This window comes from Kitasatospora sp. NPDC089797 (genome assembly GCF_040684795.1).
In the GTDB taxonomy this organism is placed as follows: Bacteria; Actinomycetota; Actinomycetes; order Streptomycetales; family Streptomycetaceae; genus Kitasatospora.
Window position 1 is genome coordinate 18,620 of the sequence record NZ_JBFBGS010000009.1, and the last position, 25,509, is coordinate 44,128.

The 25,509-nt window shown below is 72.9% G+C and carries 24 protein-coding genes, 1 tRNA gene and 1 pseudogene; 20 read left to right on the top strand and 6 right to left on the bottom strand.

Annotated features, from left to right (window positions below; genetic code table 11):
* Window positions 1–75: 75 nt before the first annotated feature.
* Window positions 76–1,242, top strand: a complete 1,167-nt coding sequence (locus tag AB0O91_RS09095) for a hypothetical protein (protein ID WP_363429528.1) — start codon at window positions 76–78, stop codon at window positions 1,240–1,242.
* Between the two features lie 75 nt (window positions 1,243–1,317).
* On the opposite strand, the gene AB0O91_RS09100 is transcribed toward AB0O91_RS09095, so the two are convergent.
* On the bottom strand, window positions 1,318–2,901 hold the full coding sequence (locus AB0O91_RS09100) for a helicase HerA-like domain-containing protein (RefSeq protein ID WP_363429530.1): 1,584 nt from the start codon (window positions 2,899–2,901) through the stop codon (window positions 1,318–1,320).
* A gap of 181 nt (window positions 2,902–3,082) precedes the next feature.
* Here AB0O91_RS09100 and AB0O91_RS09105 point away from each other — a divergent pair, with 181 nt between their 5' ends.
* Complete coding sequence (locus AB0O91_RS09105) at window positions 3,083–3,379, top strand: type II toxin-antitoxin system VapB family antitoxin (protein WP_350517433.1); 297 nt, start codon at window positions 3,083–3,085, stop codon at window positions 3,377–3,379.
* A 248-nt stretch (window positions 3,380–3,627) separates the two neighbouring features.
* Window positions 3,628–4,305 carry a LytR C-terminal domain-containing protein gene (locus tag AB0O91_RS09110; RefSeq protein WP_363429806.1) on the top strand — a complete coding sequence of 226 codons (678 nt, stop codon included), beginning with the start codon at window positions 3,628–3,630 and terminating at the stop codon, window positions 4,303–4,305.
* Between the two features lie 78 nt (window positions 4,306–4,383).
* On the opposite strand, the gene upp is transcribed toward AB0O91_RS09110, so the two are convergent.
* Entirely contained in the window at window positions 4,384–5,019 is a 636-nt protein-coding gene (gene upp, locus AB0O91_RS09115; RefSeq protein ID WP_189913140.1) for a uracil phosphoribosyltransferase, read from the bottom strand.
* 162 nt (window positions 5,020–5,181) lie between these two features.
* On the opposite strand from upp, the gene AB0O91_RS09120 reads away from it, so the two are divergent.
* The 8 genes from AB0O91_RS09120 (at window position 5,182) to AB0O91_RS09155 (ending at window position 10,258) form a co-directional block, all read left to right on the top strand.
* Window positions 5,182–5,418: a hypothetical protein gene (locus AB0O91_RS09120; protein WP_363429533.1), complete on the top strand. Its 237-nt coding sequence runs from the start codon at window positions 5,182–5,184 to the stop codon at window positions 5,416–5,418.
* A 299-nt stretch (window positions 5,419–5,717) separates the two neighbouring features.
* A complete protein-coding gene (locus tag AB0O91_RS09125; protein ID WP_363429535.1) occupies window positions 5,718–6,275 on the top strand; it encodes a tRNA adenosine deaminase-associated protein in 558 nt (185 codons plus the stop codon).
* A 50-nt stretch (window positions 6,276–6,325) separates the two neighbouring features.
* Window positions 6,326–6,898 carry a nucleoside deaminase gene (locus AB0O91_RS09130; protein WP_363429537.1) on the top strand — a complete coding sequence of 191 codons (573 nt, stop codon included), beginning with the start codon at window positions 6,326–6,328 and terminating at the stop codon, window positions 6,896–6,898.
* A gap of 68 nt (window positions 6,899–6,966) precedes the next feature.
* A tRNA-Ser gene (locus AB0O91_RS09135) sits at window positions 6,967–7,053 on the top strand.
* A 554-nt stretch (window positions 7,054–7,607) separates the two neighbouring features.
* Window positions 7,608–7,772 carry a hypothetical protein gene (locus AB0O91_RS09140; RefSeq protein ID WP_188304848.1) on the top strand — a complete coding sequence of 55 codons (165 nt, stop codon included), beginning with the start codon at window positions 7,608–7,610 and terminating at the stop codon, window positions 7,770–7,772.
* 12 nt (window positions 7,773–7,784) lie between these two features.
* Complete coding sequence (locus AB0O91_RS09145) at window positions 7,785–8,078, top strand: Dabb family protein (protein ID WP_363429539.1); 294 nt, start codon at window positions 7,785–7,787, stop codon at window positions 8,076–8,078.
* 358 nt (window positions 8,079–8,436) lie between these two features.
* Complete coding sequence (locus AB0O91_RS09150) at window positions 8,437–9,192, top strand: RNA polymerase sigma factor SigF (protein WP_363429808.1); 756 nt, start codon at window positions 8,437–8,439, stop codon at window positions 9,190–9,192.
* Between the two features lie 145 nt (window positions 9,193–9,337).
* Entirely contained in the window at window positions 9,338–10,258 is a 921-nt protein-coding gene (locus tag AB0O91_RS09155) for an RNA polymerase sigma factor SigF (RefSeq protein WP_363429541.1), read from the top strand.
* 12 nt (window positions 10,259–10,270) lie between these two features.
* Here the strand turns inward: AB0O91_RS09155 and AB0O91_RS09160 are convergent, their stop codons facing one another.
* Complete coding sequence (locus AB0O91_RS09160; protein WP_363429543.1) at window positions 10,271–11,158, bottom strand: tyrosine-protein phosphatase; 888 nt, start codon at window positions 11,156–11,158, stop codon at window positions 10,271–10,273.
* A gap of 416 nt (window positions 11,159–11,574) precedes the next feature.
* Here AB0O91_RS09160 and AB0O91_RS09165 point away from each other — a divergent pair, with 416 nt between their 5' ends.
* The 8 genes and pseudogenes from AB0O91_RS09165 (at window position 11,575) to AB0O91_RS09200 (ending at window position 21,705) form a co-directional block, all read left to right on the top strand.
* A complete protein-coding gene (locus AB0O91_RS09165) occupies window positions 11,575–13,929 on the top strand; it encodes a hypothetical protein (RefSeq protein WP_363429545.1) in 2,355 nt (784 codons plus the stop codon).
* Between the two features lie 113 nt (window positions 13,930–14,042).
* Complete coding sequence (gene pelF, locus AB0O91_RS09170; RefSeq protein WP_363429547.1) at window positions 14,043–15,557, top strand: GT4 family glycosyltransferase PelF; 1,515 nt, start codon at window positions 14,043–14,045, stop codon at window positions 15,555–15,557.
* A complete protein-coding gene (locus AB0O91_RS09175; RefSeq protein WP_363429549.1) occupies window positions 15,554–17,092 on the top strand; it encodes a hypothetical protein in 1,539 nt (512 codons plus the stop codon). Before pelF ends, AB0O91_RS09175 begins: the two co-directional genes overlap by 4 nt.
* An 80-nt stretch (window positions 17,093–17,172) precedes the next feature.
* Window positions 17,173–18,165 (top strand): SDR family NAD(P)-dependent oxidoreductase, encoded by a 993-nt coding sequence (locus AB0O91_RS09180; protein WP_363429552.1) that lies wholly within the window; start codon window positions 17,173–17,175, stop codon window positions 18,163–18,165.
* Between the two features lie 73 nt (window positions 18,166–18,238).
* Window positions 18,239–18,940: pseudogene (locus AB0O91_RS09185) on the top strand (nucleotidyltransferase family protein); the annotation flags it as partial.
* Window positions 18,941–19,065: 125 nt separating this feature from the next.
* Window positions 19,066–19,983, top strand: coding sequence for an NAD(P)-dependent oxidoreductase (locus AB0O91_RS09190; RefSeq protein WP_363429554.1), 918 nt, complete (start codon window positions 19,066–19,068; stop codon window positions 19,981–19,983).
* Window positions 19,980–20,672, top strand: a complete 693-nt coding sequence (locus AB0O91_RS09195) for a spherulation-specific family 4 protein (protein WP_363429557.1) — start codon at window positions 19,980–19,982, stop codon at window positions 20,670–20,672. Before AB0O91_RS09190 ends, AB0O91_RS09195 begins: the two co-directional genes overlap by 4 nt.
* Window positions 20,673–20,694: 22 nt before the next feature.
* The gene (locus AB0O91_RS09200) at window positions 20,695–21,705 is read left to right on the top strand and encodes an endo alpha-1,4 polygalactosaminidase (protein WP_363429559.1); all 1,011 of its coding nucleotides are present in this window, start codon (window positions 20,695–20,697) and stop codon (window positions 21,703–21,705) included.
* Between the two features lie 54 nt (window positions 21,706–21,759).
* On the opposite strand, the gene AB0O91_RS09205 is transcribed toward AB0O91_RS09200, so the two are convergent.
* Entirely contained in the window at window positions 21,760–21,963 is a 204-nt protein-coding gene (locus AB0O91_RS09205; protein WP_363429561.1) for a hypothetical protein, read from the bottom strand.
* A 153-nt stretch (window positions 21,964–22,116) separates the two neighbouring features.
* Here AB0O91_RS09205 and AB0O91_RS09210 point away from each other — a divergent pair, with 153 nt between their 5' ends.
* Window positions 22,117–23,070, top strand: a complete 954-nt coding sequence (locus AB0O91_RS09210) for an aldo/keto reductase (protein ID WP_363429563.1) — start codon at window positions 22,117–22,119, stop codon at window positions 23,068–23,070.
* Between the two features lie 60 nt (window positions 23,071–23,130).
* Here AB0O91_RS09210 and AB0O91_RS09215 read toward each other — a convergent pair whose 3' ends face one another.
* On the bottom strand, window positions 23,131–24,093 hold the full coding sequence (locus AB0O91_RS09215) for a C40 family peptidase (protein WP_363429565.1): 963 nt from the start codon (window positions 24,091–24,093) through the stop codon (window positions 23,131–23,133).
* Window positions 24,090–25,373 carry an SPFH domain-containing protein gene (locus AB0O91_RS09220; RefSeq protein ID WP_363429567.1) on the bottom strand — a complete coding sequence of 428 codons (1,284 nt, stop codon included), beginning with the start codon at window positions 25,371–25,373 and terminating at the stop codon, window positions 24,090–24,092. Before AB0O91_RS09220 ends, AB0O91_RS09215 begins: the two co-directional genes overlap by 4 nt.
* Between the last annotated feature and the right edge of the window lie 136 nt (window positions 25,374–25,509).

A 25,509-nucleotide genomic window follows, 5' to 3' on the forward strand; every position in this document is an offset into this window, starting at 1 on the left:
CAGCCAGGTATAGACCATTCCCACCCCTGCGGCTAGCGTGAACGGCGCACCTTCCCCCAGCTCCGGAGCCGCACCGTGGAGTCGTCCGTCCTCGCCTTCGCCACCGACCTGCTCGACGAGGGCCCCGACACCTTCTTCGGCAACCTCACCGACCGGGCCGGTGTCGGCGGCGTCACCCTGGCCTCCGTCTACCACGAGGCCCGCGACGTCTTCCCGCACAACCCCCGCCGGGTGATCCGCTACCTGGAGCCCGGCGCCGCCTACTTCCGCCCGGACCCGGCCCGCTGGTCGGGCCGCCGGCTCGCCCCGGCGCCGTCCGGCGCGATCGGCGACCGCGACCCCTTCGCCGAGGCCGCCGCCGAAGCGGACCGCCGGGGCCTGAAGCTGCACGCCTGGACGGTCTTCTGCCACAACGACCGGCTCGGCTTCGCCCACCCCGACTGCGCCCCGGCGAACGCCTTCGGCGACCGCCACCTCACCGAGCTCTGCCCGGCCCACCCGGAGGTCCGCGCCTACGCGCTGACCCTGCTCGAGGAGCTGGCCCGGTACGGCGTGGACGCGATCCGCGCCGAGTCCCTGCACTTCCACGGCCTGCGCCACGGCTACCACCACGAGCGCTACTTCGAGGAGCTGGGCCCGACCGCCGAGGCCCTGCTCGGCGTCTGCTTCTGCCCGCACTGCCGCGCCGCCGCCACCCGCGCGGGCGTCCCGGCCGACCAGGTCGCCGAGGCGGTGCGGGCCGAACTGCGCCGCCGGCTGGCCGACGAGACCGCCGCCGCCGAGCCCGCCGACCTGAGCACCCTCGCCGACGGCGCCTTCGCCGCCTACCTGGACGCCTCCGCCGCCACCGTCACCGCGCTCGCCGCCGACCTCACCGAGCAGGCCCGCCGGCACGGCATGCGGCTGAGCTTCATGGACGGCGGCGGCCCCGGCAAGGGCTGGCTGTCCGGCATCGACCTGCCCGCCCTCACCGGGGCCGTCGACCAGATCGAGACCCTCGGCTACGCCAGGACCCCGGAGGCGGTCCGGGAGAAGCTCGCCGCCTTCGCCCTGCACGGCGTCCGCCCGGAGCGGATGGCGGTGATCCTGCGCCCGATGGCCTCGGACTGCGACGGCCCGGAGAACCTGGCCGCCAAGATCGCCGTGCTGCGCGAACTCGGCGTCCCCGAGGTCGAGTTCTACCACTACGGCCTGATGCGGCTGTCCTCGCTCGACCGGATCGGCGCCGCACTCGCCGGCTGACGAGCCGACCGGAGCACCACCCACAGGCCCGCCCACGAGCCCCCGGCCGGCCGACCCGGGAGCCCGCCCGGAGCCTCAGCGCCGCCGCTTGGAGGTCCCGAACAGGCTGCGCGAGATCTCCTGGCCGAGCTGCTTCCCGGCCGAGCGGGCGAAGGACTTCACGGTCGGGTTGCTGAGCAGCGAGCCCAGCAGTCCGCCCGCCTCCTTCGGCTGCTCCCGCCGGGCCGCGGGCTCCCGCCGCGGTGCGGGCTCGGCCGGGGCGGGTCCGGCCGGCGCGGGTCCGGCCGGCTCCGCCTCCGGCCGGGGCGCCCGCGCCGCCAGCTTCTCGTACGCCGATTCCCGGTCGATCGGGTCCCGGTAGCGCGCCGTCAGCGGCGAGGCGTCCACCGCCGCCCGGAGCGCGGCCGGCTCGATCGGCCCCATCAGCGACTGCGGCGCCCGCAGCCGGGTGGCCGCCACCGGGGTCGGCGCGCCCTTCTCGGAGAGCACGGTCACCACGGCCTCACCGGTCCCCAGCGAGGTGAGCACCGCGCTGAGGTCGTAGGAGGAGCGCGGGAAGGTCGAGACGGTGGCCTTGAGCGCCTTGGCGTCGTCCGGGGTGAAGGCCCGCAGCGCGTGCTGCACCCGGTTGCCCAGCTGGGCGAGCACCTCGGCCGGGACGTCGCGCGGCGTCTGGGTCACGAAGAAGATCCCGACGGCCTTGGAGCGGATCAGCCGCACGGTCTGGGTGATCGCCTCCAGGAAGGCCTTGGAGCCGCCCTTGAACAGCAGGTGCGCCTCGTCGAAGAAGAACACCAGCTTGGGCCGGTCGAGGTCGCCGACCTCGGGCAGCTCCTGGTACAGGTCGGCGAGCAGCCACATCAGGAAGGTGGAGAACAGCCGCGGCCGGTCCTGGACGGCAGGCAGCTCCAGCACCGAGACCACGCCCCGGCCGTCCGGGGTGGTCCGCAGCAGTTCGGCGGTGTCGAACTCGGGCTCGCCGAAGAACGCCCCGGCGCCCTCGTTCTCCAGCACCGTCAGCGCCCGCAGGATCACCCCGGCGGTGGCCGCCGAGAGGCCGCCGATGGTGCGCAGCTCCTCCTTGCCCTCGGGCGAGGTGAGGTGGCCGATGACGGCGGTGAGGTCCTTGAGGTCGTAGAGCTCCAGGCCCTGGCGGTCGGCGTAGTGGAAGGCCAGGCTGAGCGAGGACTCCTGGGTCTCGTTCAGGTCCAGCACCTTGGCGAGCAGCAGCGGGCCGAAGCTGGTGACGGTGGCCCGGATCGGGATGCCCGTGCCCTGCCCGCCGAGGGAGTAGAACTCGACCGGACAGCCCTGCGGGGTCCACTGCTGTCCGACCTCGGCGGCCCGGGTCTCGGTGCGTTCGCCCGGCGTGCCGGGCGCGCCGATGCCGGAGACGTCCCCCTTGATGTCGGCGAGGAACACCGGCACGCCCTGCGCGGAGAGCTGCTCGGCGACCAGTTGGAGGGTCTTGGTCTTGCCGGTGCCGGTGGCCCCGGCGACCAGCCCGTGCCGGTTGAGCACGGCGAGCGGGATGCGCACCTGGGCGTCGGGATAGGCGGTGCCGTCCAGCAGCACCGCGCCGAGGTCGAGCGCGGGCCCGGTGAAGGCGTACCCGGCGGCGATCTCCCGGACGGTCGGCGGGGTGAGGGCGGGGTCCATCGATGCACGCTCCTGGACGGGATCGGCGGTCGGAAGCTGGTCCTGAACCCGGCCGGGACCGGGCGATGTTCACGACATTTCCCATCAAACAGCCGCAATCGCCCGCGCGCAGCTCGCACCCGTGCGCGTGGCGGCGCCGCGGCTGCTGCGCCGCGCGCCGTCCGAACGGTAGGCTTTCCGTGTGATCTTCAAGCGCATCGGCAATGGGCGGCCGTACCCGGATCACGGCCGGATGAGCACCCGACAGTGGGCTGACGTCGCCCCACGCCCGGTGCGGCTCGACCAGCTGGTGACCACCAAGGGCCAACTCGACCTGGAGACCCTGCTGGCCGAGGACTCGACCTTCTACGGGGACCTCTTCGCCCACGTGGTGAAGTGGCACGGTGACCTCTACCTGGAGGACGGACTGCACCGGGCCGTACGGGCCGCGCTGCAGCAGCGCCAGGTGCTGCACGCCCGTGTCCTCGAAATGGACTGACGGCCGTACCGGCCGCACCGGACCGCCCCTCGCCACCCGGCGGAGGGCGGTCCCGTCGTACCCGGGTACCCCCTTTCGGGTACCGGGGTACTCCAGATGATGATCGTTTAGTACCTTCACAGCTGTCCGGCACTACGCTGCTGACTACGGCCGCGACCAGGGGATCCGCCCGCACCCGGGGAACTCCCTGCTCGGCCCTCCCGTCATCCCGACCCCGCCCCGGCACGAGGGGGAGACAGACCGTGAGCATGTTGACTCCCCAAGGCCTCAAGGGGAAGCAGTACCGCGTCACCGGCAACGCCTACCCGCGGCTGGGCCGCCCCCCGAAGAGGAGCCGCAAGGTGGTCGCCGCACTCGCGGCCCTCCTCGCCCTGGCCCTGATCGGTCTCGGCGGCGTGCAGCTGTACGACATCTTCCGCGGCAAGGACAAGAACGCCGCCGCCCAGGCCTGCGCCGCCCCCTCCGGGAAGGCGCTGGCCGCCCCGACCCCGGGCGCCTCCCCGGGCGCCCCCGCGGCCTCCGGCGCGCCCGCCGCGGTCGACCCGCACGCCGTTCCGCAGCCCTCGGCCGTCACGGTGAACGTCTACAACGCCACCACCAAGGCCGGCCTGGCCGGACGGACCGCCGACGAGCTGAAGAAGCGCGGCTTCGTCATCGGCAAGGTCGGCAACGCGCCCGCCGAGCTGGACAAGAAGGTGCCCGGCACCGCCCAGGTGATCGCCGGCCCGACCGGCGCCGGCGCCGGCACCCTGGTGGGCTCGCAGATCGCCGGAGCCACCGTCACCGCGGACGCCCGCACCGACGCCAGCGTGGACTTCGTGATCGGCGACAGCTACAACGCCCTGCTGGACGAGACCCAGGCGGCGGCCGCCCTCGCCCTGGCCGTCAAGCCCTCCCCCACCCCGGCCGCCACCGGCAGCTGCTGAGCACCGGACACCAGGAGAGCCCCCGGCAGACGCAGTGCCGGGGGCTCTCGGACGTTCGGGGTCGTACGGGGAAGGGGCTCAGCCGGCCGTGCCGTACAGCCGGTCGCCCGCGTCGCCCAGGCCGGGGACGATGTAGCCGTTCTCGTTCAGCCGCTCGTCCAGCGCGGCGGTGACCACGGTGACGGGCAGGTCGGCCAGCTCGCGCTTCATGACCTCGACGCCCTCCGGCGCGGCCAGCAGCACCACGGCGGTGACGTCGGTGGCACCGCGCTCGATCAGCATCTTGATCGCGGCGACCAGGGTGCCGCCGGTGGCCAGCATCGGGTCCAGCACGTAGACCTGGCGACCGGACAGGTCGTCGGGCATCCGGGTGGCGTACGTGGAGGCCTCCAGGGTCTCCTCGTTGCGCACCATGCCGAGGAAGCCGACCTCGGCGGTCGGCAGCAGGCGGGTCATCCCGTCCAGCATGCCGAGGCCGGCCCGCAGGATCGGCACGACGAGCGGGCGCGGGTAGCTGAGCCGGGTGCCGAGCGTGACCGCCACGGGGGTGGTGATCTCCACCTCGTCGGTGCGGACGTCCCGGGTGGCCTCGTAGGCGAGCAGGGTCACCAGCTCGTCGGTCAGGCGACGGAAGGTCGGCGAGTCGGTGCGCTCGTCGCGCAGGGTGGAGAGCTTGTGGGCGACCAGGGGGTGGTCGACGACGTGGAGACGCATGTACCGAGGTTAGCCCGGTCCTGGACGCCCGTACGACACGCCGTGCCAGGCCGCCCACCGGCCGCGGTCATCTTCCGGTGACACGCCGTGACAGTGCCGGTATGTCCGGACGGAACCGTCTCCTGTGGTATCAACCCGGCCGTTCTGGGAATGTCACGTCTTATGACGAGCAACCCGAACGCCGGGGACGGCTCGGCGGACGAGCCCGTCGGCGGGGCGGCGTTCCGCGCCGGGCCCCCGCACGACCCCCCGGAGACCGAGTCGGAGCGCCGCAAGCGGCGCGCCGTCTTCCTGCGCGAGCTCGCCGAGGCCCGCGAGCTGAGGGAGCGGGTCCAGCCCCGGCGGACCAAGGAGCGCCGGATGCGCGAGGCGATGCGGATGCGGACCTTCCGGATCTGACCCGCCGGGGCCGTCCGCCGCCGCTCCGGCACCACCGCGGCCCGGCCCCGTCAAGGCCTACGGCGAATCCGACAGGCGTTCGGGGCGCGATTCGACCGGCTTCGGACACCCCCGGCCCGGTTCCGCCGTCCGCCGCCCGGCCCTTCCGACACGACCTGCAAAGACGCGCTGCAGAACACCCCCCGCAAGCGCGGGCTTTCTGTCACGATTCCGAGGGGACGGTCCGAACAAGCGGACCGCCTCTGGCGCGGGGGCGGCCAGAATTTCGCGTCGCCCGAGCGCGCCGACAGCCGAGACCGATGATCTTGGGAGTGTCCCTGGTGGCGTACTTCGCTGCAGTGCTTGCTCGCTCCGAGGACGGGTGGGACGTGAGCGAGACGGAGCTCGACGACGTCGAAACCCTGGCCGATCTGGCCGACCTGGCCCGTGACGCCGCGCAGGACGACGACAGCGTCCTGCTCTTCATCGAACAGGAGGACTCCTGGTTCGCCATCGTGCGGGTGGACGGTGAGGACGACCCGCGGATCTTCGTGTCCGACGGCGCCGCCGCCGCCCGCAGCTCCTACGGCTCCGTCCTCACCGACGAGCTGGTCGACCAGGCCGGCGAGAGCGAGTTCGGCGACCTGGACCACCTGCTGGACGAGGAGGCCGAGGCCGAGGAGCAGGACGACGAGGACGCGGACGGCCGGGGCGGCGTCCCGGTCGGGCCGCTGGGCGACGCCCACCTGCTCACCGAGTTCGGTCTGGCCGCCGACGAGCTGCTCGGTCTCAGCGGCGAGGGCGCGGTGCCGGGCGACGCCCTGGAGGAGATCGCCGAGGCCCTGGGCTGCGGCGAGGTCCTGGAGGCGGTCCGGTAGCGGCACCGGTCGCACCGGTGCCCGCCGCCGGATGCCCGACACTGGATGCCATGCAGCCCGCATCCACCCCGCTGACCGTCCCGTACGTCCCCCCGCTGCCCGCCCCCGTCCGCCCCGACCCGGTCCGCGACCGCTGGGCGGCGCCGATGCGCCTCGCCATCGCCGAGGCCGCCCTGGCGCCGGCCACCGGGGACGTCCCGGTCGGGGCGCTCGTCCTGGGCCCGGACGGCGAGGTGATCGGACGCGGCCACAACGAGCGCGAGGCGGTCGGCGATCCGACCGCGCACGCCGAGGTGGTCGCGATCCGGCAGGCCGCCGAGAACCTGCGGCGGGCCGCCCGTGACGCGCCGGACGGCGGCGGCCGACGGGAGGGCGAGTGGCGGCTCAGCGGCTGCACCCTGGTGGTCACCCTGGAGCCCTGCACGATGTGCGCGGGCGCCATCGTGCTGTCCCGGATCGACCGGGTGGTCTACGGCGCCCTCGACGAGAAGGCCGGCGCGGCCGGCTCGCTCTTCGACGTGATGCGCGACCGCCGGCTCAACCACCGGCCCGAGGTGATCTGGGGCGTGCTCGCCGAGGAGTGCGGCGCACAGCTGCGCGCCTTCTTCGACGCCCACCGCTGACCCCGCCCGGGAGCGGCCTCCGGATACGGATTTCGTGACCGCGCCGCCCGTCCGGTAGAGTTCCTCTCGGTAGCGTGTCCGAGCGGCCAAAGGAGCACGCCTCGAAAGCGTGTGTGGGGGCAACTTCACCGTGGGTTCGAATCCCACCGCTACCGCCGAAAGCCCGAGGGCCCGTCCGATCCGGACGGGCCCTCGGCGTTTCCGCACACCCCGGAATCACGCGGGAAAGGCCTTCGCAGGGGCACCGGAAGGGCTGCCGAAAGGCCGTCGGACCGCCACCCCGTCACCGTCCCGTCCCCACGCCGGCGTCGAGGGCGCCCCGGAACGCGAAAAGGGCTCCGTACACCGGGCCCATGACCACCATGGCCCGGCTCGTACGGAGCCTGGAGGGGGAGCGGTTCGGGGGGACTGACCGCTCCCCCGGCGGAGACCCACAACCGGCGCCGCGTGGGGGGAAGCCGCGGCGACCGGTCCCACAGCGGGGACTCCGGATCCACCTGCCGGGGATTCCTGCCAGATCCTCGGCACGTGTCCCATCCTGCCGCCCGGACCGCGCCGGGGCATCCGGAGAAAGGCCCCACTCCCGGGGACCTTCGTCCCGCCGGGCGAACGCGTCGCACACTTGATAGCCCGTCCGGTGGATAAGCTGCCCTGCAGGACCGCTCGGGGACCCGGATGACGGCGGCCCACCGCTGGGAGGAAGGTCACGATGGCGCAGGCGAAGAAGATCGGCATGGCCCTCCTGCTCATCTTCGTGCTCTACTCGATCATCACCTCGCCGGCCCGGTCCGCCGAACTCGTCCAGCTGGGCTTCGAGGGCATCTCGAACGCGGCCAAGGCGGTCGGCACCTTCATGACCGGTCTGATCAAGTAAGGAGCGGCAATCGTGATCCGCCACCTGGTCCTGTTCAAGCTCAACGAGGGCGTCGCCGCGGACGAGCCGCGCGTGCTCGCGGGCGCGAAGGCGTTCGCCGAGCTCGGCCCGCTGATCCCCGAGCTGCGCGAGTGGGAGAGCGGCTGGAACACCACCGAGCGCGACATCGCGTACGACTACGCGATCAACAGCCTGGTCGAGGACCGCACCGCCCTCCAGGCCTACCTGACCCACCCCGCGCACCAGGCCGCGGCCGGCCAGTGGCGTGAGTTCGCGACCTGGGTGATCGCCGACATCGAGGTCTGACCCCCGCGACCGTCCCCCGGACGGCCCGCGCCCGCCCCGTCCGGCTTCCGGGCGGGGCGTTCCGTTCTGTCCGGGAACGACCCTTGCGGCGCCTCGCCGACCGGGCGGGTACCGCCTGCCGGCCCCACCAACACACCTCCACCGGGTGCTTGCCCGACCTGTGCCCACCTTGTGATGCTATGACCGGTTTTGCCGGACATGGCGAGGTGCGAACCAGCCGCGACACCCGATCCGCAGGGCCCCCGTTGTCGACTTTGGGAGGGGTGACGTGTCCGTGGACGACGTGTTGGCTGCGATCATCAGCCCGGCCGGCGAGCTCCGCCCCGACGGGCTCCGCGGCCCCGGCGGCCGGCCCGTCGTGGACGTCCGGACGCTGACCCGGGTGCTGTTCGAGCGGCTCTCCGAGCTGCCCCCGGACGCCCCCGAGCGGGAGCGGGTCCGGGCCGCCCTGATCGAGGTGAACATCCCGCTGGTCCGCTACGCGGCCACCCGCTTCCGCAGCCGCAGCGAACCCATGGAGGACGTCGTCCAGGTCGGCACCATCGGCCTGATCAACGCGATCGACCGCTTCGACCCGACCCGGGGCGTGCAGTTCCCCACCTACGCGCTGCCGACCATCCTGGGCGAGATCAAGCGCTACTTCCGCGACAACGTGCGCACCATGCACGTCCCGCGCCGGCTCCAGGAGCTGTGGGTCCAGGTCAGCGGCGCCATGGAGGAACTGACGGTGCTGCACGGCCGGACCCCCAAGGTGCCCGAGATCGCCGCCAGCCTGCGGATCCCCGAGGAGGACGTCCGGGCCTGCCTGGACGCCGGGCGGGCCTACAACGCGGCCTCCCTGGAGGCCGCCCAGGAGCACGAGGGCGGGCTCGCCCTGCTCGACCGGCTCGGCTACGAGGACGCCGCGCTGGCGGAGGTCGAGCACCGCGACATGGTCCGCCACCTGCTGGTCCAACTCCCCGAGCGGGAGCGGCGGATCGTGATGCTGCGGTTCTTCGCCAACCTCACCCAGTCGCAGATCAGCACCGAACTGGGGATGTCCCAGATGCACGTCTCCCGGCTGCTCTCGCGGATCCTGACCAGGCTTCGGACCGGCAACTCCTGGGAAGGGTGAGATTGCAGCGCGTTACCCCGGCGTGACATCTTGCGACGTCCGGGTTTGCCGTGCACCGTGTTCCGGTATGGAGGGGGTTGGGCCTCCGGCGGGAACCTCCGCGCGACGGCCCCCGTTCAACTGTCAGTCACAAGGGGGTGGGTGCATGTCCGGAGAGCTGGGCACTGCGGAGATCCACGCTGGTCAGGCCAAGGGTACGGCGGTCGCCGAGGACCGGATCCCGCTCCAGCGGGCCACGTCGCTCGAACGGCCCGGCGCCGGGACACCCGGTCCGGGGTCGTCCGCCCAGGCACCACCCGGCTCCGGGCTGGACACCCGGACGCTCTCCCGCTCGCTGTTCCTGCGGCTGGCCGCACTGGAGCCCGGGAGCACGGAGCACACCTACGTCCGCGACACCCTGATCGAGCTCAACCTGCCGCTGGTCCGGTACGCCTCGGCGCGCTTCCGCAGCCGCAACGAGCCGATGGAGGACATCGTCCAGGTCGGCACCATCGGCCTGATCAAGGCGATCGACCGCTTCGACCCGGAGCGCGGGGTGGAGTTCCCCACCTTCGCGATGCCCACCGTGGTCGGCGAGATCAAGCGCTTCTTCCGGGACACCAGTTGGTCGGTCCGGGTGCCCCGCCGGCTCCAGGAGCTGCGGCTGGCGCTCACCAAGGCCGGGGACGACCTGTCCCAGCGGCTGGACCGCTCCCCCACCGTGGCCGAGCTGGCCGCCTGCCTCGGGGTCAGCGAGGAGGACGTGGTCGAGGGCCTCGCGGTGGGCAACGCGTACACCGCCAGCTCGCTGGACTCCAGCCCCGGCGAGGAGGACAGCGACGGCCCGCTCGCCGAGCGGCTCGGCTACGAGGACCTCGCGCTGGAGGGCGTGGAGTACCGGGAGTCGCTCAAGCCGCTGCTGGCCAAACTGCCGCCGCGCGAGCGCCGGATCATCATGCTGCGCTTCTTCGGCAACCTCACCCAGTCGCAGATCGGGGAGGAGATCGGGATCTCCCAGATGCACGTCTCCCGGCTGCTCACCCGGACGCTGACCCAGCTGCGCGCCGGGCTGATCAACGAGGGCTGACCACCGCTCCGGTCAACCGCCGTCCTCCGCCAGGAGGTTGGCGCGCAGCCCGGCCAGCACGCGCTCGTCCAGCCCGAGCCCCTCCCGCCAGAACGCGTCGAAGCCGCCCCAACCGGCCTCGACCTCCGCGAAGGCCGCGTCCAGGTAGTCGCGGTCGGCCCGGAAGACCGGCAGGAGGAGCTCGGGCTCGCGCATCAGACCGCGGCCGGCGAAGTCCGCCAGCACCCGGTCGACCACCGGGGCGGAGCGCTCGTTGGTGAGCAGGTAGTCGGCGAGGACCGTCCCGCGGTCCACCCCCAGGGCGGTCAGGAGCAGCGCCGCCGCCCAGCCGGTGCGGTCCTTGCCCGCCGAGCAGTGGAAGAGCAGCGGCACGCCGGCCGGGTCGGCCAGCAGCCGCAGCAGGGCGGCGAAGCGCTCCCGGGCGACCGGGTCGGTGACGAACCAGCGGTAGAGGCCGGTCATCATGGCGGCCGCCCGGCCGTCGCCGAGCAGCCCGCGCTGCCGGTCCGGGCTGCGCTCGGCCAGGGCGCCGCGCAGGGTCAGGTGGATGTCGAAGTCAACTGCCAGCAATGGGAGATGGTGGGCCACCACGCCGTCCGGCAGCCGGTCCGGCCCGGCCTCGCGGATCTCCTCGGGGCTGCGCAGGTCGACCACCGCCCGCAGCCCGAGCGCGCCCAGCGGGTCGAGGTCCTCGGCGGTGACATGGTTCAGGCCATCACTGCGGAGCGCCGCACCGGCGCGGAGCGACCGCCCGTCCGCCGTCCGGTACCCTCCCAGATCGCGGGCGTTGACCGCGCCGCGCAGGCCGAGACTGCGCCCGACCAGGACCGTTCGGTCCGCCGCCGGGAACGCATTCCGTACGTCCCCGATTCGCTCGGACGCGATCCGACGATCGGCCACCCGCGGCCTCCATTGCATATTCGGACTGTCACATGGCACAGCGGTGCCCGATATTGCATGAACCTGCCCAATGGAACGACAGGATGTGCAAGAGTGTCATGTCGCAACGACGACAGTGTAGGTGCCCCACGGATCCGTGCGAGCAGCACCGTCGGTAACCAGGTGTAGCGGTCGGCTTCCGGTTTTTCATTTTCAATTCATTATTTGCGCGGGCGGTCCGGTTACGGTCACAATCAGCGCCTCCATGGCTTCACCATGAACGTTGGTAACAGGTTCGCTGCACTCTCGCCCAATTGGTCCCTCGCACGGCCGACCCTCGACCAGGATGGGCGCCGGGCAGCCTGCTGCCCGCGAACAGCTACACGGGCAGGCGAGCGCCGAGCAGCGCGGCACCTGTCCCAAGGGGAGGATCAGACATGGGTCGAGCGACCCGAAGAGTTGCCGCTTGCGCAGCGGCAGTTCTGCTGGCCAGTGGCCTGCAGACCACCCTGGCCCACGGCGACACCACGCCGCAGCCCAGGATCGACCTCACCGTCCTGGTCATCGACGACGGGGGCCCGTCCGTCGCGGCGATCACCGCCGAGCTGAAGAGCCAGGGCACGCCGTACAAGGTCGTCACCCTCAATGACCCCAACCGCCCCGTCATCAACGCCGCTTTCCTCAGCGACACGGTGAACGGGCTCCCCCGGGGCAAGTACCAGGGCATCGTCCTGCCCAACGAAAACCCCTTCCCCAACAGCGCGGCCGAGATGACCGCGATCGCCACCTACGAGGCGGCTTTCAACGTCCGGCAGATCGACGCGTACACCTGGGCCAGCCCGGCCGTCGGCCTCAACTACGCCGAGAATCCCGGATTCGTGGGCACCCTCGACGGATTCCAGGCGGCCACCACCACGGCGGGCACTTCGGGCCCGTTCGGGTACCTCAAGGGCTCCGTGCCGTTCGAGGACAACGACCCGAACGTCAGCGAGAGCTACGGCTACCTCGCCACCCCGCTGGCCAACCTGCCGTCCGGGGCCTCCTTCGTCCCGCTGGTCGACGCCGCGATACCCGGCTCGACCACCCGCGGTTCGCTGGTCGGCGAGTACACCCACGACGGCCGCAAGGAACTGGTCGTCACCTTCGTCTACAACCAGTACCAGCAGCAGTACCGGCTGCTGGCCCGCGGCATGGTCGACTGGATCACCCAGGGCGTCCACCTCGGCTACGACCGCAACTACTTCGCCACCCACGTGGACGACGTGTTCCTGGCCGACGACCGCTGGGACACCGTGCTCAAGTGCACCCCCGGTGACGTCACCTGCCCGCCCGGCACCCCGGACACCGCCAACCCGATCCGGATGACGCCGGCCGACGCCCAGCACCTCAAGCAGTGGCAGACCGCCAACAACTTCACCATCGACATGGTGTTCAACGGCGGCGGCAGCGAGGACTGGAAGTCCGACCACCAGACCACGGTCGACCCGACCGCCAACCAGCTGATCGCCGACCAGACCAGCTACCGGTGGGTCAACCACACCTTCACCCACCCGTACCTGGGCTGCGTGCAGGACGTCTCCGTGGTGCCGTGGAAGTGCACCAAGGACGCCTCGGGCAACACCGTCTGGGTGGACCAGAACACCATCTCCGGCCAGATCAAGCAGAACTTCGACTGGGCCACCGCGAACGGCCTCAAGGTCGACCCGCAGGTGCTCGTCACCGGCGAGCACTCGGGTCTGCTCACCGCCCCGCAGGAGACCAGCGACAACCCGTACCTGGCGCCGGCGCTGGCCGCCAACGGCATCAAGTACACCGGCAGCGACGCCTCCCGCGAGCCCGCCCAGCGGGCCGTCGGCTCGTCCACGCTGACCGTGCCGCGGTACCCGATGAACGTCTTCTACAACGCCGGTACGGCGAAGGAGGAGGCCGACGAGTACAACTGGATCTACACCAGCAAGGCCAACGGCGGCAGCGGCGTCTGCGAGAACAACGCCAACTCCACCTGCCTGCCCCAGCCGCTGGACACCGCCACCGGCTTCCAGTCGTACATCGTGCCGCTGGAGGCCCGGATCGACCTCGGCCACGTGCTGAACAACGACCCGCGGCCGCACTTCGTGCACCAGTCGAACCTCTCCGAGGACCGCATCCTGTACCCGGTGTTGGAGAAGATCCTCGGCACCTACCGCTCGCTGTACACGGACAGCGCGCCGATCGTGAACCTCGGCGAGCGCGAGATCGGCCAGGAGTTCCAGAAGCGCGCCGCCTGGAACAAGGCCGTCTCCGCCGGTCAGGTCACCGCGTACAAGATCGGCAACACCGTCACCGTCAACGCGCCCGCCGGTGTTCAGGTCCAGGCCACCATGCCGACCGGAACTGCTCAGAAGATGGTCATCGGTACGGCCGCCTTCGGTTCGGCCTACGCCGGTACGCTCTCGGGCTGGGTGTCCCCGGGCGCCCTGCAGAGCAGCGTCGTTCTGCAGCTCCCCTCCGGCAGCGCGCCGGCCGCCCCGGCCGCCGTGACGCCGAACGTCGCGGCCAAGTCCGTGCCGGCACCGGCGCCGGCGGACAAGAAGGTCGTGCCGCAGGGCGTCGCCACCCCCGTTCCGGTGGGTCCGAGCGACGTCACCCGCAAGCCCGCCCAGTCGCTCGTCCCCGGCAGCGGAACCCCGGTTCCCGGCAAGGACGTCGTCCCGGGCGCCGGCACCCAGGGCAACGGCGCCCAGACCGGCAAGCCGTCCGGGGGGACGGCCTCGCACGGCACCACCGGCACCGGAAACCCCGGCCACCGGTAACCCGCGACACCCCTTGGCGGGGTCGGACCGGGTGACCGGTCCGACCCCGCCACGGCTCCCGCTCCGGCCACCCAGGCCGGACAAACGACGCAAGAACAGGAGGGGGGACAGGAATGCGCGTCACCCTGCTCACCGAGGGGACGTACCCGCACCAGCACGGCGGCGTGAGCGTCTGGTGCGACCAGCTCGTCCAGGGCATGCCGGACGTCGACTTCGACGTCATCGCCGTCACCGGAACCGGCCAGGAACCGCTGGCCTGGGAGCTGCCCGCCAACGTGCGGTCGGTCACCACCGCCCCGCTGTGGGGCCCGGCCGCGGAGGCCCGGGCACCGCGCGGCAAGGAGATGCGGCGCTTCCTCAACGCGTACGAGCGCTTCCTCCACTCCATCCTCGATCCGGTCTACACCACCCACTTCGGCACCGAGCTGTACGGCTTCGCCGACCTCGCCCGGCGCGGGCTGCTCAGCCCGGCGCTGCGCAGCGAGCGCGCCCTGCGCACCCTCCAGCACGTCTGGACCCGCGACTACCTGCCCACGGCCGTCTCCCGGCCGACCCTGCACGACGCGCTGAACGCCACCGACCTGCTGGAGCACGCGCTGCGCCCGCTGTCGGTCGAGCCGCCGAAGGACGGCGTCGCCCACGCGGCCAGCGGCGGCCTCGCCACCCTGCCCGGGCTGATCGCCGCCCAGCAGTACGGCGTACCGTTTCTGCTCACCGAGCACGGCATCTACCTGCGCGAGCGCTACCTCGGCTACCGCACCGGCCCCTACCGCTGGCCGGTCAAGGCGCTGCTGCTGGGCTTCTACCGGATGCTCGCCGAGGAGAGCTACCGGGTCGCCGCGCTGGTCACCCCCGGCAACCGGTACAACCGGCGCTGGGAGGAACGCGGCGGCACCCCGTCCGCGCACATCCGCACCGTCTACAACGGCGTGGACCCGGCGGCCTTCCCGCCCGCCGGGCCGGAGCCCGAGACACCGACCCTCAGCTGGGCCGGCCGGGTCGACCCGATCAAGGACCTGGAGACGCTGATCCGGGCCTTCGCCCTCGTCCACCGTGAGATCCCCGAGGCGCGGCTGCGGCTCTTCGGGGGCACCCCCAAGGGCGGCGAGGCGTACCGGGACGGCTGCATAGCCCTGGCCGCCGAGCTCGGCGTGGCCGACTCGGTGGCCTTCGAAGGCCGCGTCGCCGACATCACCGACGCGTACGCGGCGGGCAACGTGGTGATGCTCTCCAGCATCAGCGAGGGCTTCCCGTTCACCCTGATCGAGGCGATGTCCTGCGGCCGCGCGACCGTCTCCACCGATGTCGGCGGCGTGCGCGAGGCGGTCGGCGACACCGGACTGGTCGTCCCGCCGCGCGAGCCCGAACCGATGGCGGCCGCCGCGATCGAGCTGCTGCGCGACCCGGCTCGCCGCGCCCGGCTGGGCGAGGGCGCCCGGCTGCGGGTCATCGACCAGTTCACGCTCCGCCAGAACATCGACGGCTTCCGCGGCATCTACACCGAACTCCTGGGCACCGCCCGCTGGATGCCCGGCGGCATGGTCGCCGTCACCGACCAGGTGCCCAGCCCGGACTGGGACCAGCAGCTGGCCGCCGCCCGGCCCGAGCCGAGCGAGGTCGGAGCATGAGCGGTCCGATCCGCCTCATCCCCGACGAGGGCGGCGCCGAGCGGACGATGCAGCTGCGCACCCTGCCGCTGAAGCGCCGTCGCCCCGCCCCGCCCGCCGAGCCCGACCCCGCCGAGGAACTCGGCCTCTCCGACGACCCGCTGGACGAACTCGCCGAGCGCCTGCACGACATCTGCGCCGACGCCGTCCACCCGTACGAGATCGCGGCCTTCCTGGAGTCCGACGGCCTCTCCGACGAGCAGGCCGCCCTGCTCTACGGCCGCCCCGACGCCTTCACCGTCGCCGAGGAGCTGTTCGAGAAGGTCGAGCGCCGCTACCCCGGCCCGAGCTCCGAGTTCGCCAACCCCTGGCGGGCCGACCCCTGGCGCTGCGTGGTCCGCGGCCTGGTGTTCGCCCTGCCCGGGCTCGGCTACCTGCTCGGCGCCAACCTGTTCGCCACCACCCGGATGCGCTTCGGCCTGCCCTCGGGCATGCTCGCGCTGTCCATCGCCACGCTGGTCAGCTGGGGCTTCAACCAGGCGCTGGCGCACCGCGCGTACCGCTGGCTGGGCCGGCTGCGCCGCCGGGAGGCGGCGGTCTGCCTGGCCGTCGGCGCACCGGCCGGCGCGCTGCTGGCGTCCGCCGCCGCGTACGTGGTCGGCGGCCCGCTCGGCGCGCTGTGGTTCGCCGCGGGGCAGTCCTGCTACCTGGGCGCGGCCACCGCGCTGCTGGTGCTCGGGCGGGAGAAGTTCCTGCTGCTGGCGCTGGCCCCGGCCTCGGTCGGCGCGGGCGTGGTGCTGGCGGTCGACGTCCCGGAGACGGTCCGCACGGTGGTGCTGCTCGCCTCGGTGGCGCTCGCGGTCGGCCTGGCCGTGCGGGAGCTGCTGGTCGCGGCCCGCGCCGGCGAGCAGGACGGCGTGGACCTGAAGCTGCCGATCCGCCAGGAGGTCCCGCACCTGCTGTTCGGGCTGGCCTGCGGCGCGCTCACCCTGATCGCCGGCCTCGGCGAGACCATCCACCAGGCCGTGCAGGCCGCCTCGCACCCGGCCCACGCCCCGGTGCACGGCGGGGTGGGCAGCACCCCGACCGGCCCGGCCATGATCGCGCTGACGCTCAGTCTCGGGCTCGCCGAGTGGCTGCTGTTCCGCTACCGGGCGATGGCCGTGGCCGCACTGCGCACCAGCCACACCACCGGGCAGTTCACCCGCCGCACCGGCGGGATCCTGCTCGGCTGCCTGTTCATCTACCTCACCACCGTGGCCGCGCTGGACGCCGCCGCGACCGTGCTGTGGCCGGGCGCACCCTCGCTCGGCGTCCCGCAGCTCGGCGCGATGCTGCTCCTGGGCGGCTCGCTCTGGCTGGCGCTGCTGCTGAACGCCTTCGGGTTCAGCTGGAGCACCGCCCTCATCTGTCTGGCCGCCGCGGTCGCCGAGAGCGTCGGGCTGCTGACCGGTGCGGACCCGATCGTCCTGCAGCTGATCGGCTGCGGAACGGCCGCTCTCGTCCTCACCGCAACCGCCGGGCCCGCGCTCGGCCGCACCACCCAACACCGCTGAGAAACCGCCTCCCCCGAGGCACCACCGGCCGGCCGTGAGCAAGCGTCCGGCTGCTCCCGAACATCGAGAAAGCGAAGCGCATGAGCAGCGTTGCGGTTACCGGAGCCGAGGGCTTCATCGGCTCCCACCTCGTCGAGACCCTGGTTGCCGACGGGCACCAGGTCCGCGCGATGGTCCAGTACAACTCGTTCTCCTCCTTCGGCTGGCTGGAGACCCTGCCGCAGGAGGTGCTGGACTCGGTCGAGATCATCCTCGGCGACGTCCGGGACCCGGGCTCGGTCAACGGCCTGGTCAAGGGCACCGAGGCGGTCTACCACCTGGCCGCGCTGATCGCGATCCCGTACTCCTACCGCGCCCCCCACTCGTACGTGGACACCAACGTCACCGGCACCCTGAACGTGCTGGAGGCGGTGCGCCACCTGGAGATCCCGCGCCTGGTGCACACCTCCACCAGCGAGACCTACGGCACCGCGCAGACCGTGCCGATCACCGAGGACCACCCGATCAACACCCAGTCCCCGTACGCCGCCTCCAAGGCCGGCGGGGACCGGCTGGCCGACAGCTACCACGCCAGCTTCGAGACCCCGGTCGTCACCCTGCGCCCGTTCAACACCTTCGGCCCGCGCCAGTCGATGCGCGCCGTCATCCCGACCGTGATCGCCCAGGTCGCGGCCGGCCAGACCGAGATCACCCTCGGCGACCTGCGCCCGACCCGCGACTTCACCTTCGTCAAGGACACCGCCAACGCCTTCCGCACGGTGGGCACCGCGGCCGCCGAGACGGTGGTCGGCCGGACCTTCAACGCCGGTACCGGCGGCGAGATCTCGGTCGGCGACCTGGTCACCCTGGTCGGCAAGCTGATGGGCGTCGACCTGGTGGTCAAGGAGGACGAGCAGCGCATCCGGCCGACCAACTCCGAGGTCATGCGCCTGGTCGCGGACGCCACCCGGCTGCGCGAGGCCACCGGCTGGGCCCCGAACTTCACGCTGGAGCAGGGCCTGGAGCAGACCATCGAGTTCTTCCGCGACCCGGCCAACCTGGCCCGCTACAAGACCGACATCTACAACGTCTGACCGCCGTACCGATCATGCTCGTCCTGGTAGCCAAGGTCCGTGTCCTACACACCTTTTCCGTGGGGGAAACACCATGCACGCAGTGATCCTGGCCGGCGGTAAGGGCGTCCGCCTCCGCCCGTACACCACCGCGCTTCCCAAGCCGCTCGTCCCGATCGGCGACCAGCACGCGATCCTGGAGATCGTGATGCGCCAGCTCGCCGCCGCGGGCTTCAAGACCGTCACCCTGGCGATCGGCCACCTCGGCCACATCATCCGCGCCTACGTCGGCAACGGCTCGCAGTGGGGCCTGCGGGTCGGCTACGCCGTCGAGGACAGCCCGCTCGGCACCATGGGCCCGCTGCTCACCATGCAGGACCGCCTGCCCGAGCACTTCCTGGTGATGAACGGCGACATCCTCACCGACCTGGACTTCGCCGGGGTCCTCAAGCACCACGAGTCGTCCGGCGCCCCGCTGACGATCGCCACCTACGCCCGCCAGGTGAAGATCGACTTCGGTGTGCTGACCACCGACTCCGGCACCATCACCGGCTTCCAGGAGAAGCCCAGCATCGACTACCGGGTCTCGATGGGCGTCTACGGCGTCTCGCGCTCGGCGCTCGCCAAGTACACCCCCGGCCTGCCGCTGGGCTTCGACGAGCTGGTGCTCGACCTGCTGGCCGCCGACACCCCGCCGGCCGCGTACGACTTCGGCGGCTACTGGCTGGACATCGGCCGCCCGGACGACTACGACCGGGCCAACGCCGAGTTCTCCTCGATCCGCCCGGTCCTGATGCCCTTCGAGTCCACCGGCGCCGTACCGGGCCTCGCGGAGCTGCCGATCCCGGCCGCCCGCACCGCCCCGGACGACACGGTCGACGAGCCCGCCGCCGCGGGCGCCGAGAGCGACGGACGGGCCGCGTGAGGATCCTGCTGCTCGGCGGCGACGGCTTCCTGGGCCGTCACGCCTCCGCCGTCCTGCGGTCACTGCCCGGGGCCACCGTGCTGACCGCGGGCCGACGGCCCGCTCACGACCTCCGGCTGGACCTGGGCACCGCCCAGGCCGGCCCCCTCGGCGAGGAACTGGCCGCGCTGGCCCCCGACGCGGTGGTCAACTTCGCCGGCGCGGTGGCCGGCAGCGCGGTCAAGCTCGCCGAGGTGAACGCCCGCGGACCGGCGGTGCTCTGCGAGGCGCTCGCCCTGGGCGCCCCGAAGGCCCGGCTGGTGCACATCGGTTCGGCCGGCGAGTACGGCGTCTGCGCCGAGGGCGAGTCGCTGTCCGAGCAGGCCGACGCCCGCCCGGTCGGCGTGTACGGCGCGACCAAGCTGGCCGGCTCCCTGGCGGTGGCCGGCTCGCCGCTGGACGCGGTGGTGCTGCGGGTGTTCAACCCGGTCGGCCCGGGCGCACCGGCGGGCTCGCTGCCCGGCCGGCTGGCGGCCGAGCTGCGCCGGGCGGCGCCCGAGGGCACCGACGGCGTGGTCACGGTCGGCGACCTCTCCGCCTTCCGGGACTTCGTCGACGCCCGGGACATCGCCGGGGCGGTCGGCCTGGCCGTCACCGCCCCGGGACCGCTCCCCCGGGTGCTCAACCTCGCCTCCGGACGCGCCCAGCGGGTCCGGGCGATCGCCGACGGGCTGGTCGCGGCGGCCGGGTTCACCGGCCGGATCGACGAGAGCGGGGCCGGCTCCGAGCGCTCGGCCGCGGTCTCCTGGCAGCAGGCCGACGTCTCGGCCGCCGCCCGGGAGCTCGGCTGGCACCCGACGACCGACCTCGCCGACACCCTGCGCGACCTGTGGCTCAGCACCCCCGAGCCCGCGCCGACCCCGGTGGTCGCATGACCGGGACCACCCCCGACGGCCGCCTGCTGGTGCCGCTGTACGTCCACCCCGCGGTGGACCCGGCGGCCTGGCGGGCGGTCGCCGCCGCCGACCCCGCCCGGATCGCCGCCGTGGTGCTCAACCTCGCGGACGGCCCGGGCGAGCTCCCGGACCACGTCTTCGCCGAGGCCGCCGAGGAACTCCGCGCGGCCGGACTGCCGTTGGTCGGCTACGCCGACACCGACTACGGCCGTCGTCCCCACGCGGCCGTGGTCGCCGACATCCTGACGTACCGTCAGCGCCACGGCATCACCGGCGTCTACCTCGACCAGGTCACCACCCACCCGGGCGCACTGGCGCACTACCGGCGCCTCGCCACGGCGGCCCGGGCGGCCGGCTGCGGCACCGTGGTGTTCGGCCACGGCGAGCACCCGGACCCGGGCTACGCCGAAGTCGGCCTGGCCGACCTGCTGGTCACCTTCGAGGGCGACTGGGACGCGTACCGCGCGATGACCCTGCCGCTGTGGACCGGCCGCCACGCGGCCTCCCGCTTCTGCCACCTGGTCTACGACGTCCCGGCCGAGTCCGCCCGGGACGCCTCCGCACTGATCGCCGCCCGCCGAGCCGGCGTCGGCTGCGCCGTACCGGGCGCCGGGGAGAACCCCTGGCGCACCCTGCCCTACGGCCTGACCGCCGCTGAACTGACCTGACCCGATCCGGAGTTCGACTACCGTGAACCGCCGCACCCGGCTGCTGCCGGCCGCCATAGCCCTCGCCACCGCCACCGCCCTGCTGGTCAGCTCGTGCAGCAGCTCGGACTCGGAGGACGACCACGACTCGGCCGACGGCACCCAGAGCGCCTCACCGACGGCCACCGCTCCGAGCACCCCCGGCACCGACACGCCCACCCCGCCGGGCACGCCCAGCGAGACCGGCACCACCTCGGCCCCCGGCACCCCCGGCACCCCGGGCGCCACCACCGCCCCGGGCACCAAGCCCCCGGGCACCACCCCGCCCGGCACCACCACCCCGCCGGCGGCCGGCGCCCGCTGGCAGCCCACCCCGGGCCTGGCCTGGCAGTGGCAGCTCGGCGGCACCGTGGACCAGTCGGTGGACGTGCCGGTCTACGACATCGACGGATTCGAGAACGACGCCTCGGTGGTCGCCGCGCTGCACGCCAAGGGCCGCAAGGTGATCTGCTACATCAACGCCGGTTCCTGGGAGGACTTCCGCCCCGACTCCGCCGCCTTCGCCAAGTCCCTCCAGGGCTCGGACACCGGCTGGAAGGGCGAGAAGTGGTTCGACATCCGCAAGCTCGACCAGCTGAAGCCGCTGATGGCCGCCCGCTTCGACATGTGCAGGAGCAAGGGCTTCGACGCCATCGAGCCGGACACCATCGAGGCCTACAACCAGAACAGCGGCTTCCCGCTGACCCCGGACGACCAGATCGCGTACAACCGCATGCTGGCCCAACTCGCGCACGAGCGCGGTCTGGCGATCGGACTGAAGAACGACCTCGACCAGATCCCCGCGCTGCTGCCGGACTTCGACTTCGCGGTCAACGAGGAGTGCTCGCAGTTCGACGAGTGCGACCGGGTGTCGCCCTTCATCAAGGCGGGCAAGGCGGTCTTCCATGTCGAGTACAAGCTCGACACGGACCGGTTCTGCGCCAAGACCAAGGCCCTGGGCTTCAGTTCGATGCAGAAGAAGCTCGACCTCAACGCCTGGCGCAAGCCCTGCTGAGGCCGGTGCTCCCCGTCGCGCGGGTGACCCGGGCCAGGGCCACCCGCGCGAGGGTCACTTGACCGCCAGCCAGACGACGGCGCCCAGGACGACCAGGGCGACGACGGCGACCAGCGCGATCACGCCGGTGCGACTGCCGCTGTTCTTGCTGCTGCCGTAGGTGGAGACGGAACCCGGTGCCTGAGGCGCCGGGCTCTCGTCGACGAACGCCCGGAACATCTGGGTGCTACCGGCGGGGTCGTAGTCGTTGTCAGCCATGGCACGGACTCTAACGAATCCGCCCACCTCAGGCACACCCCGGACCCCTCATCGGCGAACACACCACCCTGGCGTGCGACGGCGGTACGACCGGATCGTGAAATCCGTGTGACCGACGGAATGCTCCGCCGCACAAGAGGGTTGACTTCGGGCATGACCGGAAACCAGAGCCGGGTCCGCCTCGGCACCTCCGACCTGTCCGTCCACCCCCTCTCGCTCGGCGGCAACGTCTTCGGCTGGACGGCCGACGAGCAGCAGTCCTTCGCCGTGCTGGACGCCTACGCGGCGGCCGGCGGCAACTTCGTCGACACCGCCGACGTCTACTCCGCCTGGGCCCCCGGCAACACCGGCGGCGAATCCGAGACGGTCATCGGCAACTGGCTGCGCAGCCGGGGCAACCGCGACGGGATCGTGATCGCGACCAAGGTCGGCAGCCACCCCGAGGCGAGCGGTCTGCGCGCGGCGACCATCAAGTCCTCCGTCGAGGGCTCGCTGCGCCGCCTGGGCGTCGACCACATCGACCTCTACTACACCCACCGGGACGACGACACCCCGGTCGAGGAGTTCGTGACGGCCCTGGACGAGCTGGTCCGCGCGGGCAAGGTCCGGGCGGTGGGCGCCTCCAACATCTCCGCCGAGCGGCTCGCCGAGGCGCTGGCCTTCGCCGAGCGCGAGGGCCTGGCCAAGTACGTCGCGGTGCAGCCGCACTACAACCTGGTCTCCCGCGGCACCTTCGAGGGGCCGCTGGCCGAGGTGGTCGCCGAGCACGGCCTCTCCACGGTGCCGTACTACGCGCTCGCCTCCGGCTTCCTGACCGGCAAGTACCGTCCGGGCGCCGCCGGCGTCGACAGCGCCCGGGCCGAGGGCGCCGCCCGCTACCTGGCCGAGCCGCGCGGCCCCAAGGTGCTGGCCGCCCTGGACTCGGTCGCCGCCGAGCACGGCGTCGAACCCGCCGCCGTCGCCCTGGCCTGGCTGGCCGCCCGCCCGACGGTCGCCTCCCCGATCGCCAGCGCCCGCACCGTCGACCAGCTGCCCCCGCTGCTGGCCGGTGCCACCCTGCGGCTCACCCCGGAGCAGACCGCGCTGCTGGACGGGGCCTCCGCCTGAGCACGCGCGGCGGGCCCCCGACGGCACGGTGCCGTCGGGGGCCCGCCGCCGGACCGCGGGCTACGGCCGCCCGAAGTGGGTCGGGTAGTAGCCCGAGTTGAGCGTCGATATCCGGACGGTCTTGCCCGGCCGGGGCGCCTCCACGAACTTTCCGCCGCCCAGGTAGATCCCCACGTGGTGGATCCCCGAGGCCCGGCCGCTGTCCGACCAGAACACCAGGTCACCGCGGCGCAGCTGCCCCGCGCTGATCGGCGTGGTCGCCGCGTACTGGTCGTCGGCCACCCGCGGCAGGCTTATCCCGCTGCGCCGGTAGGCCTGCTGGACCAGCCCGGAGCAGTCGTAGCCGGACGGACCGTTGCCGCCCCAGACGTACGGCTTGCCCAGCTGGGCGAGCGCGTAGTCGATCGCGGACTCGGTGCTCCCGGTGGACGACTCCCCGCCCGAGGACGGCCGCGAGTCCTGGTCCGAACCGCCGCCGGACTGCCCGGTGCGGCTGAGGTAGACGTCGTAGTGACTGGTCCAGCGCCACTCTCCGCTGCCGTTCTTGAACCAGTACTTCGAACCGTCCCAGCCCTGGCGCAGCCCCCCGGAGGAGGCCGAGCCGTTCGAGGCGGCGCCGCCGCCGGAACCGCCCGAGCCGGACGTGCCGGTGCGGCTGGCGTAGACGTCGTAGTGGCTGGTCCAGCGCCACTGGCCGGCGCCGTTCTTGAACCAGTACTTCGAACCGTCCCAGCCCTGCTTGCCGGCCGCGGCGTGCGCGGAACCGGCCCCTGCGGTCAGGCCGACCACGCCGGCGCCCGCCAGCACGGTGGTGGCCAGGCAGGTACTTCGCACGGCCCGGTGTATTCGGCTGCCACCACCCGCCGCGGCGGCGGGGGCGGTGCGCGGCCGGGCCGCGCAGTTCGGGCAGCCGCAGCCCGTGATCGCGGGGATGCTGCCGCGGCGCTCCTCGAAGCCGATCGGACCGGGGTCGGCGTCGGGGCCGAGGCCGGGTTCGGCGTACGCGCCGGTGGCTATCCTCATGCGGGTCGTCCTTCCTTCCGCCCGGCACGGGCGGCCGGGGGCGGTACCGAGGCGGCCACTCCGGCCGGGGCGACGAAGGCGACCAGCAGCTGCTCCATCAGCGCGCTGCGGGCGGCCTCGTCCAGTTCGTGCGCGGTCGCCCGCTCCAGTCGGCGGACGGCCAGCGCCGCCGCCTCCACCGCGTCGTCGACCAGCACGGTCCGCAGGCCCGCGTCGAGATCGGCCAGCCGGCGCCGGCGCATCGACTCGGCGACCTCGGGCGCGTAGTCCAGCGCCAGCGGCTGCACCGAGTAGACCTCCAGGCCCGCCGGGGCGGCCTCGGCGGCCAGCGCCCGGGTCATCTCGTCGGCGAACCACTGCCCGTCGCGCAGCGCCGGGCCGGGGGCCGCGTTGCTGTCGCAGGGCAGGGTGGAGGCGGTGCGGGTGAGCACCGCCTGGACCTGCTCGCGCAGGTAGCTCTCGTGGTCCTCGATCGCCAGCAGCGCCCGCGCGGTGTCCTTGACCCGCCAGACGATCAGCAGCCGGACCACGATCGGGGTGCCGGTGCGGTCGACCACCTTGACCGGCTCGCTGCGCCAGTGCCGCAGCCGTACGTCCACCCGGCGGCGGCGCAGCAGCGGGTTGACCCAGACCAGCCCGGTCCTGCGCACCGTGCCCCGGTAGCGGCCCCAGCGGGTCAGCACCCGGGTCTCACCGCCCGCGTTGGCCAGCAGCCCGGCCAGTGCGAACACGATCAGCAGCCCGGCCGCGGCGGCCGCGGCGATCGCCTGGACGTCCACCTCGGCCCGGCCGCTGTCCCGGGCGGCGGGGCTGCGCAGTTCGGGCAGCGCGTCCCAGTGCGGGAGGACGCCGGTGCGCAGCAGCACGTACCCCACCGCGGCCAGGCCGAGCAGCACCACCGACAGGGCGACCCAGCCGGGCAGCACGGTGGCGGTCTGCTCCCGCAGCGCCTGGTCCGCGCGCGGGGGGCGGCGGGAGGTGGCGGCGGCGGGGGCCCCGGGCTGGACGGCACCGGGGAGTTCGACGGTCTCCGGGGCGGCCGTCTCCAGCGGGTCCCGCAGGTCGGCGGGGCCGGCCGGGGACGGACCGGGGACGACGGCCAGCGGGGCGGTCGCCGGGCCGAGGTCGACCGGCTCGGCCGGGCCGAGCGGCTTGCCGGCCTTGACGGTCGAGACCTTGGCCAGCGGGCTGGCCCCGGTGGCGGAACGTTCCGGCAGGGCCGGCGGGAACGACGTGGGCAGATGGTCGGGTCGCTGCGAAGAATCGCGGGTGACGTCCATGCACGGATCCTCTGGGTCTGGTGTGTCGCGCAACGGGCGGCCCGGATCTGACGGGCAGTGCCAGAGTCAGGCTAAGTTCATACGTCATCAAATGCGACATTTGAGCCGAGGTGTGTCGACATTTACTGACGAATCG

Coding starts and splice junctions, on each gene's coding strand:
- AB0O91_RS09220 (WP_363429567.1), bottom strand. CDS start 25,373: ATGGACGTCACCCGCGATTCTTCGCAGCGACCCGACCATCTGCCCACG.
- AB0O91_RS09205 (WP_363429561.1), bottom strand. CDS start 21,963: ATGGCTGACAACGACTACGACCCCGCCGGTAGCACCCAGATGTTCCGG.
- AB0O91_RS09120 (WP_363429533.1), top strand. CDS start 5,182: ATGACGAGCAACCCGAACGCCGGGGACGGCTCGGCGGACGAGCCCGTC.
- AB0O91_RS09155 (WP_363429541.1), top strand. CDS start 9,338: ATGTCCGGAGAGCTGGGCACTGCGGAGATCCACGCTGGTCAGGCCAAG.
- pelF (WP_363429547.1), top strand. CDS start 14,043: ATGCGCGTCACCCTGCTCACCGAGGGGACGTACCCGCACCAGCACGGC.
- AB0O91_RS09130 (WP_363429537.1), top strand. CDS start 6,326: ATGCAGCCCGCATCCACCCCGCTGACCGTCCCGTACGTCCCCCCGCTG.
- AB0O91_RS09195 (WP_363429557.1), top strand. CDS start 19,980: ATGACCGGGACCACCCCCGACGGCCGCCTGCTGGTGCCGCTGTACGTC.
- AB0O91_RS09165 (WP_363429545.1), top strand. CDS start 11,575: ATGGGTCGAGCGACCCGAAGAGTTGCCGCTTGCGCAGCGGCAGTTCTG.
- upp (WP_189913140.1), bottom strand. CDS start 5,019: ATGCGTCTCCACGTCGTCGACCACCCCCTGGTCGCCCACAAGCTCTCC.
- AB0O91_RS09175 (WP_363429549.1), top strand. CDS start 15,554: ATGAGCGGTCCGATCCGCCTCATCCCCGACGAGGGCGGCGCCGAGCGG.
- AB0O91_RS09125 (WP_363429535.1), top strand. CDS start 5,718: ATGATCTTGGGAGTGTCCCTGGTGGCGTACTTCGCTGCAGTGCTTGCT.
- AB0O91_RS09140 (WP_188304848.1), top strand. CDS start 7,608: ATGGCGCAGGCGAAGAAGATCGGCATGGCCCTCCTGCTCATCTTCGTG.
- AB0O91_RS09215 (WP_363429565.1), bottom strand. CDS start 24,093: ATGAGGATAGCCACCGGCGCGTACGCCGAACCCGGCCTCGGCCCCGAC.
- AB0O91_RS09210 (WP_363429563.1), top strand. CDS start 22,117: ATGACCGGAAACCAGAGCCGGGTCCGCCTCGGCACCTCCGACCTGTCC.
- AB0O91_RS09100 (WP_363429530.1), bottom strand. CDS start 2,901: ATGGACCCCGCCCTCACCCCGCCGACCGTCCGGGAGATCGCCGCCGGG.
- AB0O91_RS09180 (WP_363429552.1), top strand. CDS start 17,173: ATGAGCAGCGTTGCGGTTACCGGAGCCGAGGGCTTCATCGGCTCCCAC.
- AB0O91_RS09110 (WP_363429806.1), top strand. CDS start 3,628: ATGTTGACTCCCCAAGGCCTCAAGGGGAAGCAGTACCGCGTCACCGGC.